Genomic DNA, 19,094 nt, shown 5'->3' with positions numbered 1-19,094 from the left:
GGTTCACCCCCTCGGGCTGGGACCTTCGGGTGGGTAACAACCGCACCACCGGGCACTCCACCACCTCATCTGCCCGGGCACCGGGCTGGGGCGGGGCCGTGCGGCCCCGCCCCTCCCCCTTCCCGCAGGGGTCTCCCGCCCGGCGCGCTCACACGTGGACGACGGGGGCCTCCTGGTCGTCCTCCATCCGCCCGGCGCGCATGAACAGCGACAGGATCGCACCGGCCATGAGCAGTCCGGACGCGATGAGGAAGGCCAGCTGGAGCCCGTCCAGGAAGGCCAGGTTGCTGGCGCGGGTGACCGCCTCGGCGACCTCCGCGGCGGCCCCCTCGGGGACCACCGCCCCGCCCTGGGCGACGGTGCTCTGCACGGCGGCGAGCCCGGCCGCCGAGGGGACGTCCTGCCCGGCCGCCGCGAGGTGCCCGGGCAGGGTGGCCAGGATCGTCCCGGACATGACCGCGCCCAGGACGGCCGTGCCCAGCGAGCCGCCCAGCTGCATGGCGGCCTGCTGGAGCGCCGAGGCCACCCCGGCCAGCCGCACGGGCGCGTTGCCGATGATCGCGGCGGTCGCACCGGTCATGACCAGGCTCAGGCCCGCGCCCAGCAGCAGGAAGGCGGCGGAGGTGTACAGGACGCCGGTGTCGGCGTCCATGCCCGAGAGCAGGAACATGCCGACCGACCCGGACAGCAGGCCCGCCGTGGTGGGCGGCTTCGCGCCGACCCGGTCCAGCAGGCGTCCCGCCAGCGGCGAGGTGACGGCCATGGTGGCGGTCATCGCGATGAGCTGCATCCCGGTCTGCGCGGGGGTCAGACCGCGCACGCCCTGGAGGTAGAAGGTCACGAAGAACAGCGAGCCCATGAGGCTCACGGCCATCACGACGGTGAGCACGACGCCGATGGACACCGACCGGTCGGCGAACAGGGACAGCGGCAGCAGCGGCTGTTCGGGGCGGCGCTCCCACAGCACGAAGGCCAGGCCCAGGAGCAGGGCGGCACCGAGCGAGACCAGGGTCACCGGGTGCGTCCAGCCCACCACCGGCGCCTCGACCAGCGCCCACACCAGGGCGAACACGGCGACGCTGACCAGGACGATGCCGGGGAGGTCCAGGCGGCCGCCGGCGTCGGTGGGGCGGTTGGCGGCGAGCAGCCACAGGCCCAGGCCCAGCGCGACCGCGCCGACCGGGACGTTGATGTAGAAGACCGCCTCCCAGCCGAACGAGCCCACCAGCAGGCCGCCGACGATCGGCCCGGCGGCGGTGGAGGCGCCGATGAGGCTGCCGAACACGCCGAAGGCCCGGCCGAGCCTGCTGGGCGGGAACACCGAGCGCAGCAGGCCCATGGCCGAGGGCAGCAGCAGCGCGCCGAAAACGCCTTGTGCGATGCGGAAGGCCACCAGCATGATGACGCCGGAGGACAGCGCGATCGCCACCGACGAGGCGACGAACCCGACCACGCCCACCAGGTAGACGCGGCGGTGGCCGAACCTGTCGGCGAGCTTGCCCGCGGTGATGAGGAAGACGGCCAGGCCCAAGAGGTAGCCGTGGGTGACCCATTGGAGTTCGGCCAGGGAGGCGCCCAGCGAGGCGCCGATGGCGGGGTTGGCGACCGCCACGATCGTGCCGTCCAGCGCCACCATCATCACGCCGAACGCGATGGCGACCAGCGTCGCCCAGGGGCTGCGCGTCCAGGCGGACGCCGGCCGGCCGGGCGGCGCGGCGGTCGCGGGCGGTGTGGTCTGCGCGGTCATGTGATCCCCCTGAACGGTCTTCCGGATGCCCCGGTCCACTGTGCTCCGAGATTATGACAGCCACTGACACTTGTCAGCCACTGACTTTTTACAGTGACTGACACCACATGGGCGCAGAGGTATCCTCCAGGTAAGGGCCTCCGGGGGGACACCGGGGGGAAACCGTGGCGACACCATGGGGACAGGAGGCGCGTCCATGAGCACGACGAGCCCCGACGCCGTCGGGGAGGTCACCGGGGACTGCCGCCCGGGGCTGCGCGAGGCCAAGAAGGCGCGCACGCGCAGAGCGCTCATCGAGACGGGGCTGCGCCTGTTCCACGAACAGGGCTACGGGAACACCACCACCGAGGAGATCGCCGCCAGGGCGGGCGTCTCCCAGCGCACGTTCTTCCGGTACTTCCCCACCAAGGAGGACGTGGTCCTGGAGGCGATGGAGAGCGTCGACGACGTCCTCATCGAGCACCTGCTGGCCCGCCCCGCCGACGAGGCGCCCTTCGAGGCGCTGCGCAACGCCATGCGCGACCACTGGGAGACGCTGAGCCGGACGGCGATGCACCACTTCAAGGGCGGTGCGGCCGAGATCATCGCGGAGAGCCCCGAGCTGGTGCGCACCGGCATGACCTACTGCCGGCGCCGCCAGTCCCGGCTCGCGGAGGCGATCGCGCTGCGCACCGGCGCCGAGCCCGGCGACCCCCGGCCCGAGCTGGTGTCGGCGGTCTTCTTCGCGGCGCTCTCCAACGGGCACGAGGAGTGGGAGAGGGCGGGGGCCGCCGGCCTCTCCGGCCTGCTGGGCTGCTTCATGCGCCAGCTGGAGCTGGTCCCCGAGGCCATCGGGTCCGGCTGGGGCACCCCGGCCGCGGGCTGAGGCGTCAGACGGTGCCGCGCTCCCCCGCGGGCAGGTAGCGCTCGAAGGGGAACTCCGGTCCCGTCTCGGCGATGCCGTTCCCGCCGGTGAAGAGCGAGATCACCTTGCTCGCCAGCAGCTCCGCGCGCAGGGCCGTGCGCATCACCCGCAGGCCGCTCGACCCGCCGGAGGGCGCCGCCCCGTCGACGGTGTCCTCGCCCATCCGCTGGGCGTGCTCCACGTGCGGGCGCATGGCGGCCTCGTAGGCGAAGAAGCCCGCCCGGTGGTCGCCGGCGACCCGGGCGAGCTCGCCGGCCAGCGACATGGCGCCCTTGAGGGCCAGCACCGTGTCCATGCCGGACATGGGGTCGGCGCAGAAGGCGGCGTTGCCGAGCAGCACCACCCGGCCGCGGCTCCAGGTGTCCAGCCGGACCTGCCGGGTCGGGGCGATCTGCACGTCGGCGCGGGACATCTCGTCGAGGATGCGCGGGATCTCCCCGCCGTCGCCGGCGAAGGCCCGGGCCAGGTCCTCGGGGGTCTCCCGCCCGGCGTCGCGCTCGCCGTACGGCCTGCGGCGGAGCAGGACGGCCTCCAGGGCGTCCTCCCCGGGGATGTCGGTGAGCATGGCGCCGCGGCCGGGCTTGACCAGGACGGTGGACAGGGCGTGCTGGCCCGTGAAGTCGGGGACGGTGAACACCGCGACGGTGACGCCGAGGTCGTGGATGTGGTCGGCGGCCGTCCCCTCGAAGGCGAGGTCGCGCACGGTCGAGTGCAGGCCGTCCGCGCCGACGACCAGGTCGAACCGGCGGGGCGGGCCGTTCTCGAACTCCACGTCGACGCCGTCGGGCGTCTCCCGCAGGGCGGTGACGGAGTCCCCGAACAGGAACTCGGCGTCGGAGCCGGTCAGGTCCCGCAGTTCGCGCAGCAGGGGATCGCGGCGGACCACCAGGGAGTGTTCGGCCGGGGGCGCGGGGCAGCGGACGGGGTCGCCGTCCTCGCCGAAGCGGAACTCGACGGCGGGCGGGGGGCCGACCTCGTCGGCGAGGCGGTCGAGCAGGCCCATGCGTTCGAGGACGCCGATGCCGCCGAAGCCGATCTCCAGGCGGGACAGCCGGGAGGAGAGCCGGGGTTCCCGGTCCACGACGGTGGGGGCGAAGCCGTGCCGGGCGGCCCAGTGGGCGAAGGCGGAACCGGCCACGCCTGCGCCGACGACGAGAACGGTCCTGTTCCGGGTGGGCACGCATTACCTCCTGGTGTGGTGGACGCCGGTGCGGCGGACGGGATACGGGCCCGGCAAGGGGACCCTACCCGTCCGCGGGCCCCGTATCTCCTGTTCGGACGCCGTCCCCCGGGTGGTCGGGGGCTCCCCGGCCCCCGGAGAGGGGGACGGTCGGGTTCCGGGTGGACACGGGGGCCTCCTGGTGTCGTGAACCGCCGCGGGCTTGTTGCACGAACCTACATTTTTTCGGGTCATTTGTGACCTGTTTTCAAACGGCCACGACCGAAATCCGGGACGAGCGGGGGTGCCCCCCTAGGGGTTCGCGGTCCGCGGACGCCATAGCAGCACCGCGGCCGCGCCGCACACCGCGACCGCGGCGCCCGCCCCGGCGAACACCGCCGCGGGGTCCAGGCCGCCGGCCCATCCGGCGAGGGGGTAGGTGACCAGGAAGCACGCGTGGGAGAGCGCGAACCGCGCGGCCAGCACCCCGGCCAGGCCGCCCTCCGGGGCGGCGTCCCGCAGCACCCGCCCGGAGGGGGCGGCGATCAGCGAGCACCCCAGGCCCAGGACCGTCCAGCCCGCCGCGAGCACGGCGAAGCCGGGGGCGAGCGCCCAGCCGGCCGCCAGGAAGGCGGACCCGGCGGCCAGCACGGCGGGGCCGGCGACCATGAGCGCCCGGGTCCCGAACCGGTCCACCAGGCGGCCCAGGGCGAAGGCGACCGCCATGGAGCCCGCGCCGAAGAAAGCCAGCGCCACCGCCACCCCCGCGTCGGTGCCGCCCAGGTGCGCGCGGACCAGGACCACGGTGTCGACCAGGACCAGCGCGGTGACCACGGCGGCGGCGAGGTCGAGGAGGACGACGGCGCGCAGCCGGGGATCGGTGGCGAAGACCCGCCAGGAGGCGGCGGCCCGGCGGGGGTCGCCGGTGTCCCGCGGCAGCGCGGTGGTGAGCACCAGGGCGGCGGAGGCGGCGAAGGAGACGGCGGTCAGCGCGAAGAGGCCGTGGAACGGGACGAGGGCGAGCAGCGCGGCGGCGAGCAGGGGCGAGGCGAGGGCCTCCAGGTCGTAGGCCAGGCGGGAGAGGGCGAGGGCGCCTGTGTAGCCGCGGTCGTCGACCAGCTCGGGGATGACGGCCTGGAAGGCGGGGGTGAAGACGGCGGAGGCGCACTGGAGGACGGCGATCAGGACGTACACGTGCCACACCTGGTCGACCCAGGGCAGCGCGGCGACGGCGAGCGCCCGCACCGCGTCGGCGCCCACCAGGACCGCGCGCCGGGGGACCCGCACGAGGGCGGCGGTGAGCAGGGGGCCCGCGCCGACGTAGGCGACCATCTTGATGGTCAGGGCGGTGGCGACGACCGCGGCGGCGCGGTCACCGGCGAGGGCGAAGGCGAGCAGTCCGAGGGCCACGGTGGCCAGGCCCGTTCCGGCGAGGGCGACCACCTGCGCGGCGAACATGCGCCGGTAGGCGGGGAAGTCCACGAGAGCACGCCACACGGGGCACCTCCGAGGGGATCGGGGACGGGGCGGTTTCCCCGAATCATACATGTGCGCAAGTACGCACATGTTGATAGAACGTTCGCCCGCCTAGACTGCGCACATGCGGACCAGCGACGAACGGCGGGCGCCCAGCCTGTCCCACCCGGCCCCACCCGAACCCGAGCGGCTCGCCGTGGCGGCGGGGGTGTTCGCCCTGCTCTCCGACCCGACCCGCCTGCACCTGCTGTGGCTGCTGGCGGAGCAGGAGGCCGACGTCGGCCGCCTCACCGAGGCCTGCGGGGCCTCGCGGACGGCGGTGTCACAGCACCTGGCCAAGCTGCGCCTGGCGGGACTGGTGGAGTCGCGCAGGCGCTCGCGGAACGTGATCTACAGCCTGGCCGACGGCCACCTGCGCAGACTGGTCCTGGAGGCCCTCAGCCACGCGGACCACGTGGTGACCGGCGAGCCCTTCCACGAGTGACGGCGCCGACTTCCGTCGGGGCGGGACGGGGCGGGGGCTGACCTTCGTCGGCGGCGGGAATCGGCCTGTGGACGGACGCGCCCCGCGGCCGCGGAGGCCGGGTCCCGCGTGTGAGGGAGGGCCCCGGGATCGCCTCCCGGAGCCCCACGGCCCCTCACGCGACGGGCGCGGCCGCCCGGCCGGCGTCCGCGCACGCGCGGGACGCGCCGGACCCGGCGGATCCGGCGCGTCCCGGACGGCTATCCGGCCCGTCCGGCGGGGAACACCGCCGTGAAGAGCAGGTCCAGCACGCCGGGGAACACCTGTGCCGGGTCGATGTCGGCGTCGCCCATGGTCAGCGAGGCGGTCAGGGTCGTGCTCCCGTCAGGAGAGGCGACCATCAGCGCCCCGTAGCCCCCGGGCGGGCTGCCGTTGTGGTGGAGGACCGTGCCGCGGTCCGGCCCCAGGTCCTGCACGAACAGTCCCAGCCCGTAGCCGATCTTCGGGTGCGGGTCGCGCATCTGCTCCAGCAGCGGCTCCGGCAGGATCCCGCCGCCCAGCAGCGCGGAGAAGAAGAGGTGCAGGTCCCGGGTGGTGGAGTACATGTCGCCGGCGCCGACCAGCAGCGAGAGGTTCTGGCGGGTGACGTCGACCGTCGTCCGCTCGCCGTCGGCCTCGTAGGAGAGGTAGCCGTGGGCGTGGGGCGCGGGCAGGTCCGGCGAGTCGCCGGGAACCGCGGTGCCCGACAGCCCGAGCGGGTCCAGGATCCGCCGCCGCATCTCCTCGGCGTACGTGCGGCCGGTGACCTCCTCGATCAACAGCACGGCCAGCGTGTAGTTGGTGTTGGAGTAGCTCCAGTCCGCCCCCGGCTCGAACCGCGCCGGGCGCTCCAGGGAGAACCGGACGAGCTCCTCGGGCCGGTAGGAGCGGAACCGGTTGCGCGCCCACACCTCACCGACCGCGTCGATGCCCAGGACCATCGTCCCGTCGGGCTCGAGTTCGCCAGTGTAGTTGTACAGCCCGCTGGTGTGCTGGAGCAGCATGCGCACCGTGATCCGCCCGTCCAGGCCGAACGCGGGCAGTCGGTCCGCCACCGGGTCGTCCAGCCCGATCAGGCCGTCGGCCACCAGGAGCAGGACCAGGGTCGCGACGAAGGTCTTGGTGGTGCTGCCGATCCAGAAGTGGCCGTCGGTCGGCGGCTCCTCGGTCCCGCCCAGCTCGCGCACTCCGGCGCTGCCGGTCCAGGCTCCCTGCTCGTCGTGCACCCGCAGCTGGAATCCGGCGAAGCCGCGGGCGACGACCTCTTCGACGGCCTTACGGAGTTCCGGGCGGTCCGGCCCGGCAGGGTCGGGGGTGGTCGGCGGGGCGGGTTCGGCGTGGACGGTCGGGGTGTCGGTCATGGTGTGCTCCTTCGGTGCCGGGGGGCGGGTCGGGGGGGCGGTCGGGCTAGGGCGTGTTCGGCGGATCATTCCGGGTCGCGGCCGTGAGGCCTCCTCTCGCTGCGCCGCCTGCGCTTGGACAGCCGACCCCGGGCTGACCTGCGCCGGCCGTCTTGCGAGAGATCGCCTCGCGGCCGCTCCCGACATTCGGCGCAAGCGCCGAAACGCTCGAAAGCATCCACCGAACACGCCCTAGAGGCTGCGGGCGGCGATGTCGCCGCGGGTGGTGGTGGCGCGGATGTCGAGGCCGGGGGTGCCGTCGTTCTTGAGGGCGTTGTCGATGCGGCCGTAGGAGGTGCCGGCGTCCAGGGAGGCGGAGACCCCGGCGGCCGCGGCGACCGAGATGTCACCGTCCTGGGTGCTCAGCACGAGCTCGCCGCGCACCGCCTCGTCGACGCGGACGTCGCCCTTGGCGGTGCCGAGCCGGGCGGGGCCGGTGAGGCGGCCGACGGTGATGCCGCCGTCCTGGATGGCGATGTCGGCGCCGGCGGCCTCCTCGATCTCGACCGGCCCCTGGGCGGCCTCGTAGGAGACCTCGCCGAGCCGGCCGGCACCGCGGAACCCGGCGGCGGCCGCCCTGGCCTCGACGCGCGAGCCGGCGGGCAGGTGGACGGTCACCTCGACCGACCCGGAGTCGCCGAAGATCCGGTTCCGGGCCTCGGGGGCCTGGATGCGCAGGACACCGTCGGCGAAGGAGACCGTGATCTGCTCGGCGGCCTTCACGTCGCGGCCCTTGGCGGGGTCGGCGGGCAGGACATCGACCGTGGTGTCGGGGCGGTCGGCGGCGATGAGGCCGATGCGGCCGGCGGGGATGTCGAGGATGACGGAGACGGGGGCGGGGGTGTCGAAGCTCTGCATTGTCCACTCCTTGTCAGTGTGTTTCTGTTGATGGAAACGCTACGTTGCATTCATGGATTGGGCAATATCAATGTTGCGAGCAACTCTTGTTATCGCAGGTAGATTCTCTGAAATCGTTGCAATGGCTCTAAATCTAACGCAACACCGCCATCCCGAACCCTTGCAATGAGAGAAGGATGAACGCTAGCCGCGGGCCGACGGGACCGTCCCCCGGACGCCCCGGGGGTCGACGTCCGATACGGCGGCGTGCTCGACGGCTCCACAAGGAGGACGTCGATCTTCGACGCGTAGGCGGTCGATAAGCGGGCGGAGGCCCGACACAGCAGAACGATCCACCTGTTTGCGCGGGTTTTGTGATCGCTTTGCCGTTACTGAGAGTGGCTATCAGTGACTTTAAGCGATGAATTATCGACGATTCGGACATGGACCATTGCCCGAAGTCGGCCCCGAAGGCCGCCCAGTCCATCAGTGCCCGCAGCCTCGTACGGATGGCCGCCGCCTTCACCGGCGCGGTGTTCGTCGCCCCGTTCCTGTGGAGCACGTCTCCCGTTCTCGCCGAGCCGGAGGCCGGCACAGCGGTGGACATCGAACAGGCGGTGGAGCGCGCGCTGAGCGATCAGCCACAGGTCCTCCTGCCGGAGATCGCTGTGGAGCAGGTGTACAAGTCCGCGGAGCGCGGTGGATACCCGGAGCCCGGCTACCCGGGCCCCGGTGAGCCGGGCGAACCCGGGGAACCCGGTGAGCCCGGGGAACCCGGTGAGCCCGGGGAACCCGGGGAGCCCGGGGAACCCGGAGAGCCCGGGGAACCCGGAGAGCCGGGTGAACCTGGGGAACCCGGTGAGCCCGGGGAACCCGGGGAGCCGGGTGAACCTGGGGAACCCGGTGAGCCCGGGGAACCCGGGGAGCCCGGGGAACCGGGAGAACCCGGAGAGCCGGGCGAGCCGTGTGAACACGGGGAACCCGGGAAGCCGGGAGAGCCGTGCGAACCAGGAGAACCGGGGGAACCCGGTGAGCCGGGAGAACCAGGAGAGCCGTGCGAACCCGGAGAACCCGGGAAGCCGGGAGAGCCGTGCGAACCAGGAGAACCGGGGGAACCCGGTGAGCCGGGAGAACCTGGAGAACCGTGCGAACCCGGAGAACCCGGGAAGCCCGGAGAACCGTGCGAGCCCGGCGAGCCGTGCGAACCGGGTGAACCCACGGAACCGTGTGAACCCGGGGAGCCCACGGAGCCGTGCGAACCGGGTGAGCCCGGGGAGCCCGGAAAGCCGGGGGAACCGTGTGAACCCGGGGGGCCGGGGGTGCCGGAGCACCCGGGCCCGGAGGCGCCCGGACAGCCCGAACTCCCGAAGACCGGCGCCTCGGCCGCCGTCCCGGCCGTGGGCGGCCTCCTGGCCACGCTCGCCGGAGTCGCCGCGCTGATCCTGGGTCGCCGCCGTCCCGGGGACGAGCCCGGCTGAACCCGCCCGTGAAATGACCGTCCCGCTCGGGCCCGCGCCCCTCTCGGCGCGGGCCCGCCCCGTGCGCGCCGGCCCGCAGGCGCGCGGGGAGGGCGCGGGCGCCTCACTCCCCCGGCCGCCCCGGCACGAAGGCGCTCAGGCGGTACCACGTCTCCTGCCGCGTCCGCCCGCACAGGACGTCGATCCTCAGGTCGTCCTCCCGGTACCGCCGCAGCGCCTCCCGCTCGCGCTCCCGGTAGGCCCGCATCTCCGCCTGGTCCGAGGTCTCGAAGAGCACCTCCCACCGCCCCGCCGCGTGCCTCTCCGAGCTCTCGCGCGCACGCCCGCGCTCGCGCTCGCGCCGTGCGCGCCTGCCCGGCATCTCAGTACCCCGTCGGGATCGACAGGTCCGCTCCCGGGACCAGGACGGACGAGGTCCACGAGGCGTCCTCCGTGAAGACGATGCAGGTGACGTGGTCGACGCCGAAGTCCCAGGAGGCGCGGTTGGGGGCGATGAAGCCGAGCTGGTCCGAGGGCGACATCAGGGAGGCGTCGACGTTGCGGTCGGCGATGGGCGAACACTCGGTCTCGCTGGCCGAGGCGAACCCGGCCATGCCCGGCCAGTCCCCCGCGGGCGCGGTGAAGGCGCCGATCGCCTGGGCGTCGTGGGACTCGTCGCAGGAGGTCAGCTCCACCTCCGGGAACTCCTCCTCGAACGAGGGCAGCATGAAGCAGTCCCCCGGCTCCAGCGTGCACGCGTTGGCGTACCCGGGCGGCGGCTCGCAGGTGGCGGCGTAGGTGGGCTCCTCGTAGTTCGCGGCGACGACGGCGACGCCCGTCCACCCCAGCCCCCACACCCCGGAGAGGACGAGGGCGAGGATCGCCAGGACGATCTGGACGACCGCCGTCCCCCCGGCCGCGGCGCCCGCCCCCGCGGCCGCCGGGACGCCCCCGCCGCCGGAGGGGGTGAGGGGGCCGCCCGGCGGCGGCTCCGCCCCGGAGGGTCCGGCCGTCCGGGCGCCCGCTCCCGTCCCGGGATCGGCGGGCGCCGCGTGCGGCTGCGGGGAGGCGGGCGCCGTATGCGACTGCGGGGAGGCGGGCCCCGCCTGCGGCTGCGCACCGGCACCCGGCGAGGCGTCCGCAGGGCTCGGGCCCGCGGCGGCCGGCTCCGTGGCCGGCGGGGCGCCGGCCGTGTGCGCCGCCGGTTCCGCTGGGGCGTCGGCCGGTGCCGGGGAGCCCTGGGCCTCGGCGGAGGCGGACCGGGTCCGGTCCTCGAACGGGGCGTTCGCCGGGGATCCCGGTGAGTCCGCGAGGGGGGCCTCGCCGTGTGCCGGGCCGTCCGCGGACTCGGCGGGGGAGCCGGGCCGGCCGGCGGGCGGTGCCGTACCGCCACCGGGCGATCCGGCCGGCGACGGGGCCGCGCCGGGCGGGGGGACCGCTCCGGCGTCGGACGCCCCGGCCGGGGAGCCGGGCGCTCCGGACGCGGCGGACGACGGCTCGGGGGCGGCCGAGCCCGCCGGTGAGGCGGGGGCCTGCCCGGGGAACACCCCGGCCTCGACCGGCCCGCCCGCGGCACCCGCGGCCGGGCCGTCCCCCGGGGGAGGCGGTCCTCCGGCCGCGGCGGCTCCCGGGAGCTCGCCCGCCGGGGGCGGGCCGCCGACGGGGCCGGCCCCCGGGCCGCCCGGTGCCGCTCCGGTCGGGGGCGCGGCGCCGGAGGGGTCGGCGGCGTCCGCCGCCGGGCGCCGCAGGGCCCGGGTCAGGACGATGGCGGAGAGGACGATCGCGAAGGGGATCGGCACCAGCAGGAACCCGAGTCCGCCCAGGACCGCGGCGCCGATCGCCATTCCCCCCACACGCCCCGACGACGGGGCGGGCCGCGCCGGGGGCCCGGCCGACGGCCCCCACGCCCCCGGCGGGGCGGCGGACGGCGGCGACACGGCAGCGGCCCCGGCCGCCAGCCCGGCGTCCCCGGCCAGGGCTTCGGCGATCCGGGCGTGCAGCACGCTCAGGCGGGCCGGGTCGGCGGGCGCCGCGGCGAGCTCCGCGACGGCACCGCGGATCCCCGGCCCGAACCGGCGGTGGGAGGTGAGGAGGGCGAGGAGCCGCACCCCCGGGTGGTGTGCGGGGTCCGCGTCCGGAGCCCCCGGACCGTAGGTCCGTACGGCGTGCACCACGGGCGGCATGACGTGCGCGGCGAGGGCGGCGGGGTCGGGCATCGGACCTCCATCGTTCGGCTGTTCCGGAACAGCGACCGCGGACGGGGGCGGGGTCCGGTCCGTGCCCGGTACGGAACCGAGGCGCCTCGGCCCGAGCACGCACCGCACCCTAACGGAGACACAGGGTCGCGGACCATACCCGGACGTCCCCGACCCCTGGCCGGTTCCGGCCCCGGTCCGGGGCCGCCGTCCCGCCGCCCGCCCCCGGAGGCGTCAGTCCAGCACCTTCTCCCAGACCGACACGTGCTTCTCGCTCTCGTCCCCGAAGGGCGTGCGGTCCCAGTCCTGCCAGCGCTCCACCAGCCGCATCCCCGCGATCCGCGCCATCAGGTCCAGCTCCGCCGGCCACACGTACCGGAACGGGACGGACCGCAGGCTCCCCCTGCCGCCCGCGACCGACACGTAGTTGGAGCTGAACAGCTGCGTCGCGGGCTCGTACAGGTCGAACGCCCACTCCTCCTCGCCCGCGTGGAACGGCACCATGTTCTGACCCTTGGGGAGCCTGCGCAGCTCCGGCACCCCCACCTCCACCACGAACCGCCCGCCCCGCCCCAGGTGCGCGGCCGCGTTGACGAAGCACTCCACCTGCTCGTCCTGCGTGGTCACGTTGTTGATGGTGTTGAAGACCAGGTAGACCAGCGAGAACTCCCCCGGGACCCGGGTGGTGGCGAAGTCCCCGATGACCACGTCGATGTCCCCGCCGCCCGGCTTGGCGCGCATCTGTTCCACCATGGCCGGGGACAGGTCGATGCCGTGCACCGGAACGCCGCGCGCGGCCAGCGGCAGCGCGATGCGCCCGGTCCCGACGGCGAACTCCAGGGCCCGCCCCTCCCCCGCCAGTCCGGCCAGCAGGTCGACCGCCGGGTCGACCTTGTCGGGGGCGAACATGCCCTCGCCGGGGGTGTCGTAGTGTTCGGCGACATCGGTGTCGAAGTGGTTCGGCTTCGGTCCGGTCCGTGCTCCGTTCGCATCGCTCATGGGCGCGACGCTAACCCGGGCCCGGCCGTCCGCGCACCCGCTTTTCCGTTCCGGCCGAAAAGGCCCCGTGTTCTCAGAACCACCGCCGTCTGCGAGGATTCCGAAGCACTGTGAGGACCGGCAGAGCACCGGAAGGAACAGACCCGTGATCGACCCCCTGCTCCCCGACGACCCCCGCACCGTCGGCCGCTACCGCCTCGAAGGCGTCCTGGGCGGCGGCGGTATGGGACGGGTCTACCTGGGCAGATCCCCCGGCGGCCGGACGGTCGCGGTGAAGGTGGTGCGGCCGGAGCTGGCCGGGGACGAGGGCTTCCGCCGCCGCTTCGCCCGGGAGGTGGAGGCGGCCCGCCGGGTGGGCGGCTTCTACACGGCGCAGGTGGTGGACGCCGACCCCGCCGCCGACCCGCCCTGGCTGGTCACCGCGTACGTTCCCGGGCCGTCGCTGTCGGAGGCGGTGCACGGCGGCGGCCCCTTGCCCGCCGCCGAGGTGCTGTCCCTGGCCGCCGGGCTGGCCGAGGGGCTGGCGGCCGTGCACGAACAGGGGATCGTGCACCGGGACCTCAAGCCCGGCAACGTGATCATGGGCGGGGACGGCCCCCGGCTGATCGACTTCGGCATCGCGCGGGCGCTGGACTCCGGGGACGGCATGACCTCGACGGGGATCATGGGCACCCCCGCGTTCATGGCCCCGGAGCAGATCCGCGGCGAGGTCCCGGGCCCGGCGACGGACGTGTTCGCGTTGGGGTGCGTGCTGGTGTTCGCGGCCACCGGGCGGTCGCCCTTCCGCGGCGGGGAGATCGCCGCCCTGGTGTACCGGATCGTGCACGGGGAGCCGGACCTGTCGGGGGTGCCGGACGAGCTGGTCGGCCTGGTCGCGGATTGCCTGGCCAAGGACCCCGCCGCCCGGCCCTCCATCGCCTCGGTCCTGGAGCGCGCGGCCTCCGCCTCCCCGGAGGCGCCGACGCCGACGCCGGCCCGGGACGCGGAGGCCGCGCGGGTCCCGGAACAGAGGGAGCCGGAGGCGGCCGTGACCGGCGGCACCCGGGCTCCCGACACCGTCGGCACGGCGGACCACGGGGCCGTACAGGCCCCGGAGGCGCTCGGGGCCGACCACACCCCGCCCGTCGGCGGTGTCGCCGAGCCCGCCCCTGCGGAGCCGGAGCCCGCCCCCGCCGCCCTCCTCCCCCCGGACTGGCGCAGGACCTACGACTCCACGCGGTGGGAGCACCTCGTCACGTGCGCCGAAGCGACCCTCCTGCTGTGGCTGCTGGTGCTCGTCCCCGCGGGCCTGCTCTCCCTGCTCTCCCTGTTCTTCGTCTCCCCGGACACCCTGCTGGGGTTCTACACGAACAGGTGGGTCGTGCTGTCCGTCGCCGGGTCCGCGGTCGCGTTCACGCTGCTGTCGTGGTGGGCGAGCGGGCGCGAGGCGCTGACCCTGGACCCCCACGGGATGACCGTCGTCCACTGGAGCGGCTCCTCGATGGGGTCGGCCCACGCCATCCCCTGGAACGCGGTGGAGCGGGTCGGCCTGAAACGCAATGGGGAACTCGAATTCCTGCCCGCCCCCGGCGCGCGGATGCCCGAGGGGCTCCCGGGGAAGGAGCGGGAGGACGGGAGCGTTTCCATCCCCCTCTTCGGCCTGATGACGCACACGGGGACCGTCGCCGCCCGTCGGCTCGCCGAGGCCAGGGAGGGGCTCAGGGCCGCCGCCGGGGAGAAGTACACCGACCTCGCCGGGTGAGCGCGGCCCGCTCCCGGCGGGCGGGCCCGGCCGGGGCCCGCGCTCACACGCCCCCGACCGTCGGCGAGTACGACGAGTGCAGCACCAGCGAGGCCGCCCCGATGGCGCCCGCGTCCTCGCCGATGACCGAGGTCTCCACCCGCACCCGGCGCACGCCCCGGGCCAGGGTGCGCTCGGCGATGGCCCCGGACAGCGCCTCCCGGTAGAGGCCGCCGACGTGCGGGACGCCCCATCCGCCCAGCACCAGCAGCGGCACGTCGATGATGTTGAGCAGCGCCGTCCCCGCGTCGCCCAGCCGCCGCCCCGCCTCGCCGATGACCTCCAGCGCGACCGGGTCGCCCGAGCGGGCCTCACGACACACCCGGCGGTAGGCGGCGACGGTGCGCGCCTGCCCGCGTTCGTAGGCGGCGGCGTCCTCGCCCCGGCGGCGGGCGGCCTCGGCGGCGACGGCGTGCGGGGCCAGGTAGGTCTCCAGGCAGCCGCGGCTCCCGCAGGGGCACTCGGGACCGCGGGGGTCGACCACCAGGTGCCCGATCTCGGCGGCGTTGCCGCTGCCGCCCCGGTACACGCGCCCGCCCAGGACGAACCCGCCGCCCACTCCGGTGCCCACGTACACGAACGCCATGTCGGACGAGCGCCGCTCGGCACCCGCCCAGCGTTCGCCGATGGTGGCGGCGGTGGCGTCGTTGTCCAGGACGGTGGTGAGCCCGGTGCCCTCCTCCAGCACCTCCCGCAGCGGCACCGACCGCCAGCCGGGCAGGTGGGGCGGGGTGACGGCGCCGGAGGTGTCGATGGGCCCGGGGGTGGCCACGCCCAGGCCGAGGATGCGGTCGGGCGCGGGCGCCTCCTCGACGATGGCGCGCACCGAACGGCACAGGGCGTCGATGACCCGGCCGGGCCCCTGGGAGGAGGGGGTCCGCCGCCGGGTGCGGGCGACCACGTGTCCGGCCAGGTCGGTGACGACGAGGGTGGTGGAGGCGGGGTCGATGTGCATACCGACGGCGTAGTAGGCGTCGGCGTTGAGCCGCAGCACGGTGGCGCGCTTGCCGCCGCGCGAGGTGGCCCGGCCGTCCTCGCGGACCAGGCCGTCCTCCAGCAGGCGGCGGACGATGTTGGAGACGGTCTGGGCGGTCAGCCCGGTCTGCGCGGCCAGTTCGACGCGGCTGATCCCGTCGGCGGAGCGCACGGCGTCGAGCACGCGGCTCTGGTTGAGCCCGCCGAGCCAGGCCAGGTTGGTGCCCATGGGCCTCTCCCCTCCGGTTTCGTGGTCCCACATGAGCGTAACCGCCCTGGAAGCACCGACTTACCCCATTGTCTTTATCCAAGCTTTTGAGTAATGATGTGTCATACATCACTCCGCAGCAAGGCACCGCAAGGCAAGGTCGACCGTTCCCCCACCTCATCGCCCCAGGAGCGCACGATGAAAGGAACCGGACCCCACACCACGAGAGCGGCGGCCGCGACGGCCGCCGCCGTCGCGCTGGCGCTCGTCGCCACCGGCTGCGGCGGAGGCGCCGCCGACAGGGACGAGAACACCGTCCGCATCGCCTACCAGAAGTTCGGCACCTTCATCGCGATGGATTCGCTGATGCGCAAGGTGAAGGAGGAGTTCGAGGCGGACAACCCCGGTGTCACCGTCGAACTCCAGGCCGTCGAGGCGCCCGCCGAGGACTACCAGACCCAGGTCAACCTCATGAACGGCTCCGCGAGCGAGGCCCCGGACCTCATCTACCAAGACTCCTTCACCATCAACCAGGACGCCGACGCCGGATACCTGATGCCGCTGGACGAGTACTTCGACTCCTGGGAGGACGCGGGACAGTTCAGCACCCAGGAGGCGCAGGCCGTGACCTCCCTCTCCGGGGAGCGGTACGGCGTCATGCTCGGCACCGACGTCCGCGGGCTCTGGTACAACACCGAACTCCTGGAGCAGGCGGGCGTCGAGACCCCCTGGGAGCCCGCCACCTGGGACGAGGTGCTGGACGCCGCCCGCGCGGTCAAGGCCGAGTTCGGCGACGAGGTCACCCCGCTCAACGTCTACTCCGGCACGCCCGCCGGGGAGGCGGCGTCCCTCCAGGGCTTCCAGATGCTGCTCTCGGGCACCGAGGACGCCCTCTTCGACGACCGGTCGCAGAAGTGGGTCACCGGCAGCCGGGGGTTCACCGACTCCCTGGGGTTCGTGCAGACCGTGTTCGACGAGGGCCTGGGCCTGGACGTGCAGGACGCCCTGGACACCAACGTCGGCACCGTCAACAACGAGGAGCGCTTCCCCGCCGGCGAGCTGGCGATCAGCCTGGAGGGCTCCTGGGCCACCCAGTCGTGGATCCCCGAGGCCAACCGGCCCTGGGACGGCTGGGAGGACGTCATGGCGTTCACCCCCATGCCCACGCAGAACGGGCAGGGCGCCGGGGCGACCAGCATGTCCGGGGGCTGGGCGCTGTCGATGGGCAGCCGGGCCACCGACCCGGAGCTGGCCTGGGAGGTCATGACCTATGCCCTGTCCCAGGAGAACGCGGTCAAGTTCGCGGTCGAGGGCGGCCAGATCCCGGTGCGCACCGACGTCGCCGAGGACCCCGCGTTCCTGGAGAACGCGCCCATGGCCGAGGAGTTCGCGGCGCTGGTGGACATCACCGGGTTCCGCCCGGCCTACAGCGAGTACCCGCGCGTCTCCATCGCGGTCCAGGAGGCGATGGAGGCGGTGATGCTCGGCGAGGCCACGCCCGAGGAGGCCGCCGCGCTCTACGCCCAGGAGGTGGAGGGCATCGTCGGCCCCGACAACGTCACGAGCGGTTCCTGAGCCGTGGGGACCGTGTCGACGACCCGGGCCCCCGGCCGGGCGCCCCTGGTCCCGCCCCCGGCGCGCCGCTCCGGCCGCGCCCGGGGCGGGGCCGCCCGCTGGGTGATCCCGATGGCCCCCGCGCTGTTCCTGCTGCTGGCGTTCTTCGCCGGCCCCATCCTGTGGACGGTGTGGGCCTCGTTCACCAACGAGGCGCTGACGGGGGCGCAGGCCGCGGACACCCGGTTCGTGGGGCTGGACAACTTCGAGCGGCTGCTGCAAGACCCCGGGTTCCGGACGGCGACGGTGCTCACCGCCCTGTTCCTGCTGGGCTCGATCCTGGGCCAGACCGTGCTGGGCCTGGCGCTGGCGCTGCTGCTGCGCAACCGGCACGGGGCCGTGCGCGGCGCCGTGGGCACGGTGGTGGTGGGCGCGTGGGTGGTGCCCGAGGTGGTGGCGGGGTTCGTGTGGTACGCGTTCCTCGAACGCGAGGGCACCCTCAACGCGCTGCTCGGCTCCGTCGGGATCGGTGCGCAGAACTGGCTGTTCACCGCGCCGCTGCTGGCGGTGGTCCTGGCCAACGTCTGGAAGGGCACCGCCTTCTCGATGATGACCTACGGGGCCGGGCTGTCGGAGGTGCCGCGCGACCTGGAGGAGGCGGCCCGCGTGGACGGGGCGTCGGGCCCCCAGGTGCTGTGGTACGTGGTCCTGCCGCTGCTGCGGCGCACGATCGCCACCACACTGCTGCTGATCACCCTCCAGACCGTGCAGGTGTTCACGCTCGTCTACGTGATGACCGCGGGCGGTCCCGGCTCGCGCAGCACGACCCTGCCGCTGCTGATGTACCGGGAGGCCCTGTCCCTGGGCGACCTGGGGTACGGCACGGCGATCGCGCTGGCGCTGCTGGTGGTCGCCGGGCTCTTCTCGGTCGTCTACGTGCGGATGCTCAGCAGGGAGGAACAGGCATGACCGCTCCGAGACCGAGGCCGGACACCCCGGGGCGGCCGCGCCGGCGGGTCGCACCGGTCGCGTCGCCCGGCAGGGCCGCCGGCGCGGTGCTGGTGCACCTGATCCTGGCGGTGCTGGCGCTGCTGTTCCTGCTGCCGCTGCTGTGGATGCTGTTCGCGTCGGTGGACGGGGAGGCCACGCTGCGGGCGGGGCTGCCGGGCGTGCTCACGCTGGACAACTTCCGGGCCGTCCTCACACCCGAGATCGTCTACCGTCCGCTCTGGAACAGCGTGCTGACCTGCGGCGGGGCGGCGGTCATCACCGCGTTCTGCTCGGTGCTGGCGGCGTACCCGCTGTCGCGGTACACGCTGCGGTTCAAGCGGCCGTTCCTGTACACGGTGCTGTTCGCCACCGGCCTGCCGATCACGGCGATCATGGTGCCGGTGTACGGGCTGTTCGTGAACGCGGGGCTGCTGAACTCGCTGCCGGCCACCACCCTGTTCCTGGCCGCCAGTACGCTGCCGTTCGGGATCTGGCTGACCAAGAACTTCATCGACGGCATCCCCATCGCCCTGGAGGAGGCCGCCTGGGTCGACGGGGCGTCCACCTGGCAGTCCATCCGCTACCTGGTGGCGCCGCTGCTCGCCCCGGGACTGGCGGTGGTCGGGATCTTCACGCTGGTGAGCACGTGGGGGAACTTCTTCGTGCCGTTCATCCTGCTGACCAGCCCGGACAAGATGCCCGCGGCGGTGCGGGTGTTCACGTTCTTCGGGCAGTACGGGTCGGTGCGCTACGGCGAGCTGGCGGCGTACTCGCTGCTGTACACGCTGCCGGTGGTGGCGCTGTACGTCGCGGTGTCCCGGGCCATGGGCGGCCGGTTCGCCCTGGGCGGCGCAATGAAGGGCTGAGCCAGCACGGGCGGGGCGCCCCGGCGGTTCCCCGGGGCGCCCCGC

Annotated in this window: 17 protein-coding genes; 7 read left to right on the top strand and 10 right to left on the bottom strand. The window is 74.2% G+C overall.

Features of this window, described 5'->3' with window-relative positions; all coding sequences use genetic code 11:
• Positions 1-148: 148 nt before the first annotated feature.
• Complete coding sequence (locus tag ACFVNO_RS00890) at positions 149-1,747, bottom strand: MFS transporter (protein WP_355263926.1); 1,599 nt, start codon at positions 1,745-1,747, stop codon at positions 149-151.
• Positions 1,748-1,943: 196 nt separating this feature from the next.
• Here ACFVNO_RS00890 and ACFVNO_RS00885 point away from each other — a divergent pair, with 196 nt between their 5' ends.
• Positions 1,944-2,612 carry a TetR/AcrR family transcriptional regulator gene (locus ACFVNO_RS00885; RefSeq protein ID WP_355263929.1) on the top strand — a complete coding sequence of 223 codons (669 nt, stop codon included), beginning with the start codon at positions 1,944-1,946 and terminating at the stop codon, positions 2,610-2,612.
• Positions 2,613-2,616: 4 nt separating this feature from the next.
• Here ACFVNO_RS00885 and ACFVNO_RS00880 read toward each other — a convergent pair whose 3' ends face one another.
• Both ACFVNO_RS00880 and ACFVNO_RS00875 read right to left on the bottom strand, forming a co-directional pair.
• A complete protein-coding gene (locus tag ACFVNO_RS00880; protein ID WP_355263932.1) occupies positions 2,617-3,831 on the bottom strand; it encodes an FAD-dependent monooxygenase in 1,215 nt (404 codons plus the stop codon).
• Between the two features lie 291 nt (positions 3,832-4,122).
• Positions 4,123-5,307, bottom strand: a complete 1,185-nt coding sequence (locus ACFVNO_RS00875; RefSeq protein WP_355263935.1) for an MFS transporter — start codon at positions 5,305-5,307, stop codon at positions 4,123-4,125.
• Positions 5,308-5,410: 103 nt separating this feature from the next.
• On the opposite strand from ACFVNO_RS00875, the gene ACFVNO_RS00870 reads away from it, so the two are divergent.
• Positions 5,411-5,770, top strand: a complete 360-nt coding sequence (locus ACFVNO_RS00870; RefSeq protein WP_220564671.1) for a metalloregulator ArsR/SmtB family transcription factor — start codon at positions 5,411-5,413, stop codon at positions 5,768-5,770.
• A gap of 239 nt (positions 5,771-6,009) precedes the next feature.
• Here the strand turns inward: ACFVNO_RS00870 and ACFVNO_RS00865 are convergent, their stop codons facing one another.
• The 3 genes from ACFVNO_RS00865 to ACFVNO_RS00855 all read right to left on the bottom strand — a co-directional run bounded on the left by ACFVNO_RS00865 (position 6,010) and on the right by ACFVNO_RS00855 (position 9,356).
• Positions 6,010-7,149: a serine hydrolase gene (locus ACFVNO_RS00865; RefSeq protein ID WP_355263939.1), complete on the bottom strand. Its 1,140-nt coding sequence runs from the start codon at positions 7,147-7,149 to the stop codon at positions 6,010-6,012.
• Between the two features lie 231 nt (positions 7,150-7,380).
• On the bottom strand, positions 7,381-8,046 hold the full coding sequence (locus ACFVNO_RS00860) for a DUF4097 family beta strand repeat-containing protein (RefSeq protein WP_378888212.1): 666 nt from the start codon (positions 8,044-8,046) through the stop codon (positions 7,381-7,383).
• Positions 8,047-8,414: 368 nt separating this feature from the next.
• A complete protein-coding gene (locus ACFVNO_RS00855) occupies positions 8,415-9,356 on the bottom strand; it encodes a collagen-like protein (RefSeq protein WP_378888209.1) in 942 nt (313 codons plus the stop codon).
• Here ACFVNO_RS00855 and ACFVNO_RS00850 point away from each other — a divergent pair.
• Positions 9,345-9,503: an LPXTG cell wall anchor domain-containing protein gene (locus ACFVNO_RS00850; RefSeq protein ID WP_355263948.1), complete on the top strand. Its 159-nt coding sequence runs from the start codon at positions 9,345-9,347 to the stop codon at positions 9,501-9,503. The genes ACFVNO_RS00855 and ACFVNO_RS00850 overlap by 12 nt on opposite strands.
• A gap of 103 nt (positions 9,504-9,606) precedes the next feature.
• Here ACFVNO_RS00850 and ACFVNO_RS00845 read toward each other — a convergent pair whose 3' ends face one another.
• From ACFVNO_RS00845 to ACFVNO_RS00835, 3 genes are all read right to left on the bottom strand, one after another.
• Positions 9,607-9,864 carry a hypothetical protein gene (locus ACFVNO_RS00845; RefSeq protein ID WP_355263951.1) on the bottom strand — a complete coding sequence of 86 codons (258 nt, stop codon included), beginning with the start codon at positions 9,862-9,864 and terminating at the stop codon, positions 9,607-9,609.
• A 1-nt stretch (position 9,865) separates the two neighbouring features.
• Complete coding sequence (locus ACFVNO_RS00840) at positions 9,866-11,698, bottom strand: hypothetical protein (RefSeq protein WP_378888205.1); 1,833 nt, start codon at positions 11,696-11,698, stop codon at positions 9,866-9,868.
• Positions 11,699-11,911: 213 nt separating this feature from the next.
• Positions 11,912-12,676 carry a class I SAM-dependent DNA methyltransferase gene (locus ACFVNO_RS00835; RefSeq protein ID WP_378888202.1) on the bottom strand — a complete coding sequence of 255 codons (765 nt, stop codon included), beginning with the start codon at positions 12,674-12,676 and terminating at the stop codon, positions 11,912-11,914.
• Positions 12,677-12,821: 145 nt separating this feature from the next.
• Here ACFVNO_RS00835 and ACFVNO_RS00830 point away from each other — a divergent pair, with 145 nt between their 5' ends.
• Positions 12,822-14,417, top strand: coding sequence for a protein kinase (locus tag ACFVNO_RS00830; protein WP_378888199.1), 1,596 nt, complete (start codon positions 12,822-12,824; stop codon positions 14,415-14,417).
• 43 nt (positions 14,418-14,460) lie between these two features.
• Here the strand turns inward: ACFVNO_RS00830 and ACFVNO_RS00825 are convergent, their stop codons facing one another.
• The gene (locus ACFVNO_RS00825) at positions 14,461-15,660 is read right to left on the bottom strand and encodes an ROK family transcriptional regulator (RefSeq protein WP_355263960.1); all 1,200 of its coding nucleotides are present in this window, start codon (positions 15,658-15,660) and stop codon (positions 14,461-14,463) included.
• Positions 15,661-15,837: 177 nt separating this feature from the next.
• Between ACFVNO_RS00825 and ACFVNO_RS00820 the strand changes: the two genes are divergently transcribed.
• From ACFVNO_RS00820 to ACFVNO_RS00810, 3 genes are all read left to right on the top strand, one after another.
• On the top strand, positions 15,838-17,214 hold the full coding sequence (locus tag ACFVNO_RS00820; RefSeq protein WP_378888195.1) for an extracellular solute-binding protein: 1,377 nt from the start codon (positions 15,838-15,840) through the stop codon (positions 17,212-17,214).
• A 111-nt stretch (positions 17,215-17,325) separates the two neighbouring features.
• On the top strand, positions 17,326-18,162 hold the full coding sequence (locus ACFVNO_RS00815; RefSeq protein WP_355264112.1) for a carbohydrate ABC transporter permease: 837 nt from the start codon (positions 17,326-17,328) through the stop codon (positions 18,160-18,162).
• Entirely contained in the window at positions 18,159-19,049 is an 891-nt protein-coding gene (locus ACFVNO_RS00810) for a carbohydrate ABC transporter permease (protein ID WP_355263966.1), read from the top strand. Before ACFVNO_RS00815 ends, ACFVNO_RS00810 begins: the two co-directional genes overlap by 4 nt.
• Positions 19,050-19,094 lie beyond the last annotated feature (45 nt).

Origin of the sequence: Nocardiopsis sp. NPDC057823 (genome assembly GCF_042797335.1) — a bacterium.
Lineage (GTDB): Bacteria > Actinomycetota > Actinomycetes > Streptosporangiales > Streptosporangiaceae > Nocardiopsis > Nocardiopsis changdeensis.
The sequence above is the reverse complement of the archived record's forward strand: the minus strand, read 5'-3'. Positions and strand labels throughout refer to the sequence as shown.

Excerpts from the sequence above, each read along its gene's own strand:
- ACFVNO_RS00890 (WP_355263926.1), bottom strand. The coding sequence starts at position 1,747 with ATGACCGCGCAGACCACACCGCCCGCGACCGCCGCGCCGCCCGGCCGG.
- ACFVNO_RS00885 (WP_355263929.1), top strand. The coding sequence starts at position 1,944 with ATGAGCACGACGAGCCCCGACGCCGTCGGGGAGGTCACCGGGGACTGC.
- ACFVNO_RS00870 (WP_220564671.1), top strand. The coding sequence starts at position 5,411 with ATGCGGACCAGCGACGAACGGCGGGCGCCCAGCCTGTCCCACCCGGCC.
- ACFVNO_RS00865 (WP_355263939.1), bottom strand. The coding sequence starts at position 7,149 with ATGACCGACACCCCGACCGTCCACGCCGAACCCGCCCCGCCGACCACC.
- ACFVNO_RS00860 (WP_378888212.1), bottom strand. The coding sequence starts at position 8,046 with ATGCAGAGCTTCGACACCCCCGCCCCCGTCTCCGTCATCCTCGACATC.
- ACFVNO_RS00845 (WP_355263951.1), bottom strand. The coding sequence starts at position 9,864 with ATGCCGGGCAGGCGCGCACGGCGCGAGCGCGAGCGCGGGCGTGCGCGC.
- ACFVNO_RS00840 (WP_378888205.1), bottom strand. The coding sequence starts at position 11,698 with ATGCCCGACCCCGCCGCCCTCGCCGCGCACGTCATGCCGCCCGTGGTG.
- ACFVNO_RS00835 (WP_378888202.1), bottom strand. The coding sequence starts at position 12,676 with ATGAGCGATGCGAACGGAGCACGGACCGGACCGAAGCCGAACCACTTC.
- ACFVNO_RS00825 (WP_355263960.1), bottom strand. The coding sequence starts at position 15,660 with ATGGGCACCAACCTGGCCTGGCTCGGCGGGCTCAACCAGAGCCGCGTG.
- ACFVNO_RS00820 (WP_378888195.1), top strand. The coding sequence starts at position 15,838 with ATGAAAGGAACCGGACCCCACACCACGAGAGCGGCGGCCGCGACGGCC.
- ACFVNO_RS00815 (WP_355264112.1), top strand. The coding sequence starts at position 17,326 with ATGGCCCCCGCGCTGTTCCTGCTGCTGGCGTTCTTCGCCGGCCCCATC.
- ACFVNO_RS00810 (WP_355263966.1), top strand. The coding sequence starts at position 18,159 with ATGACCGCTCCGAGACCGAGGCCGGACACCCCGGGGCGGCCGCGCCGG.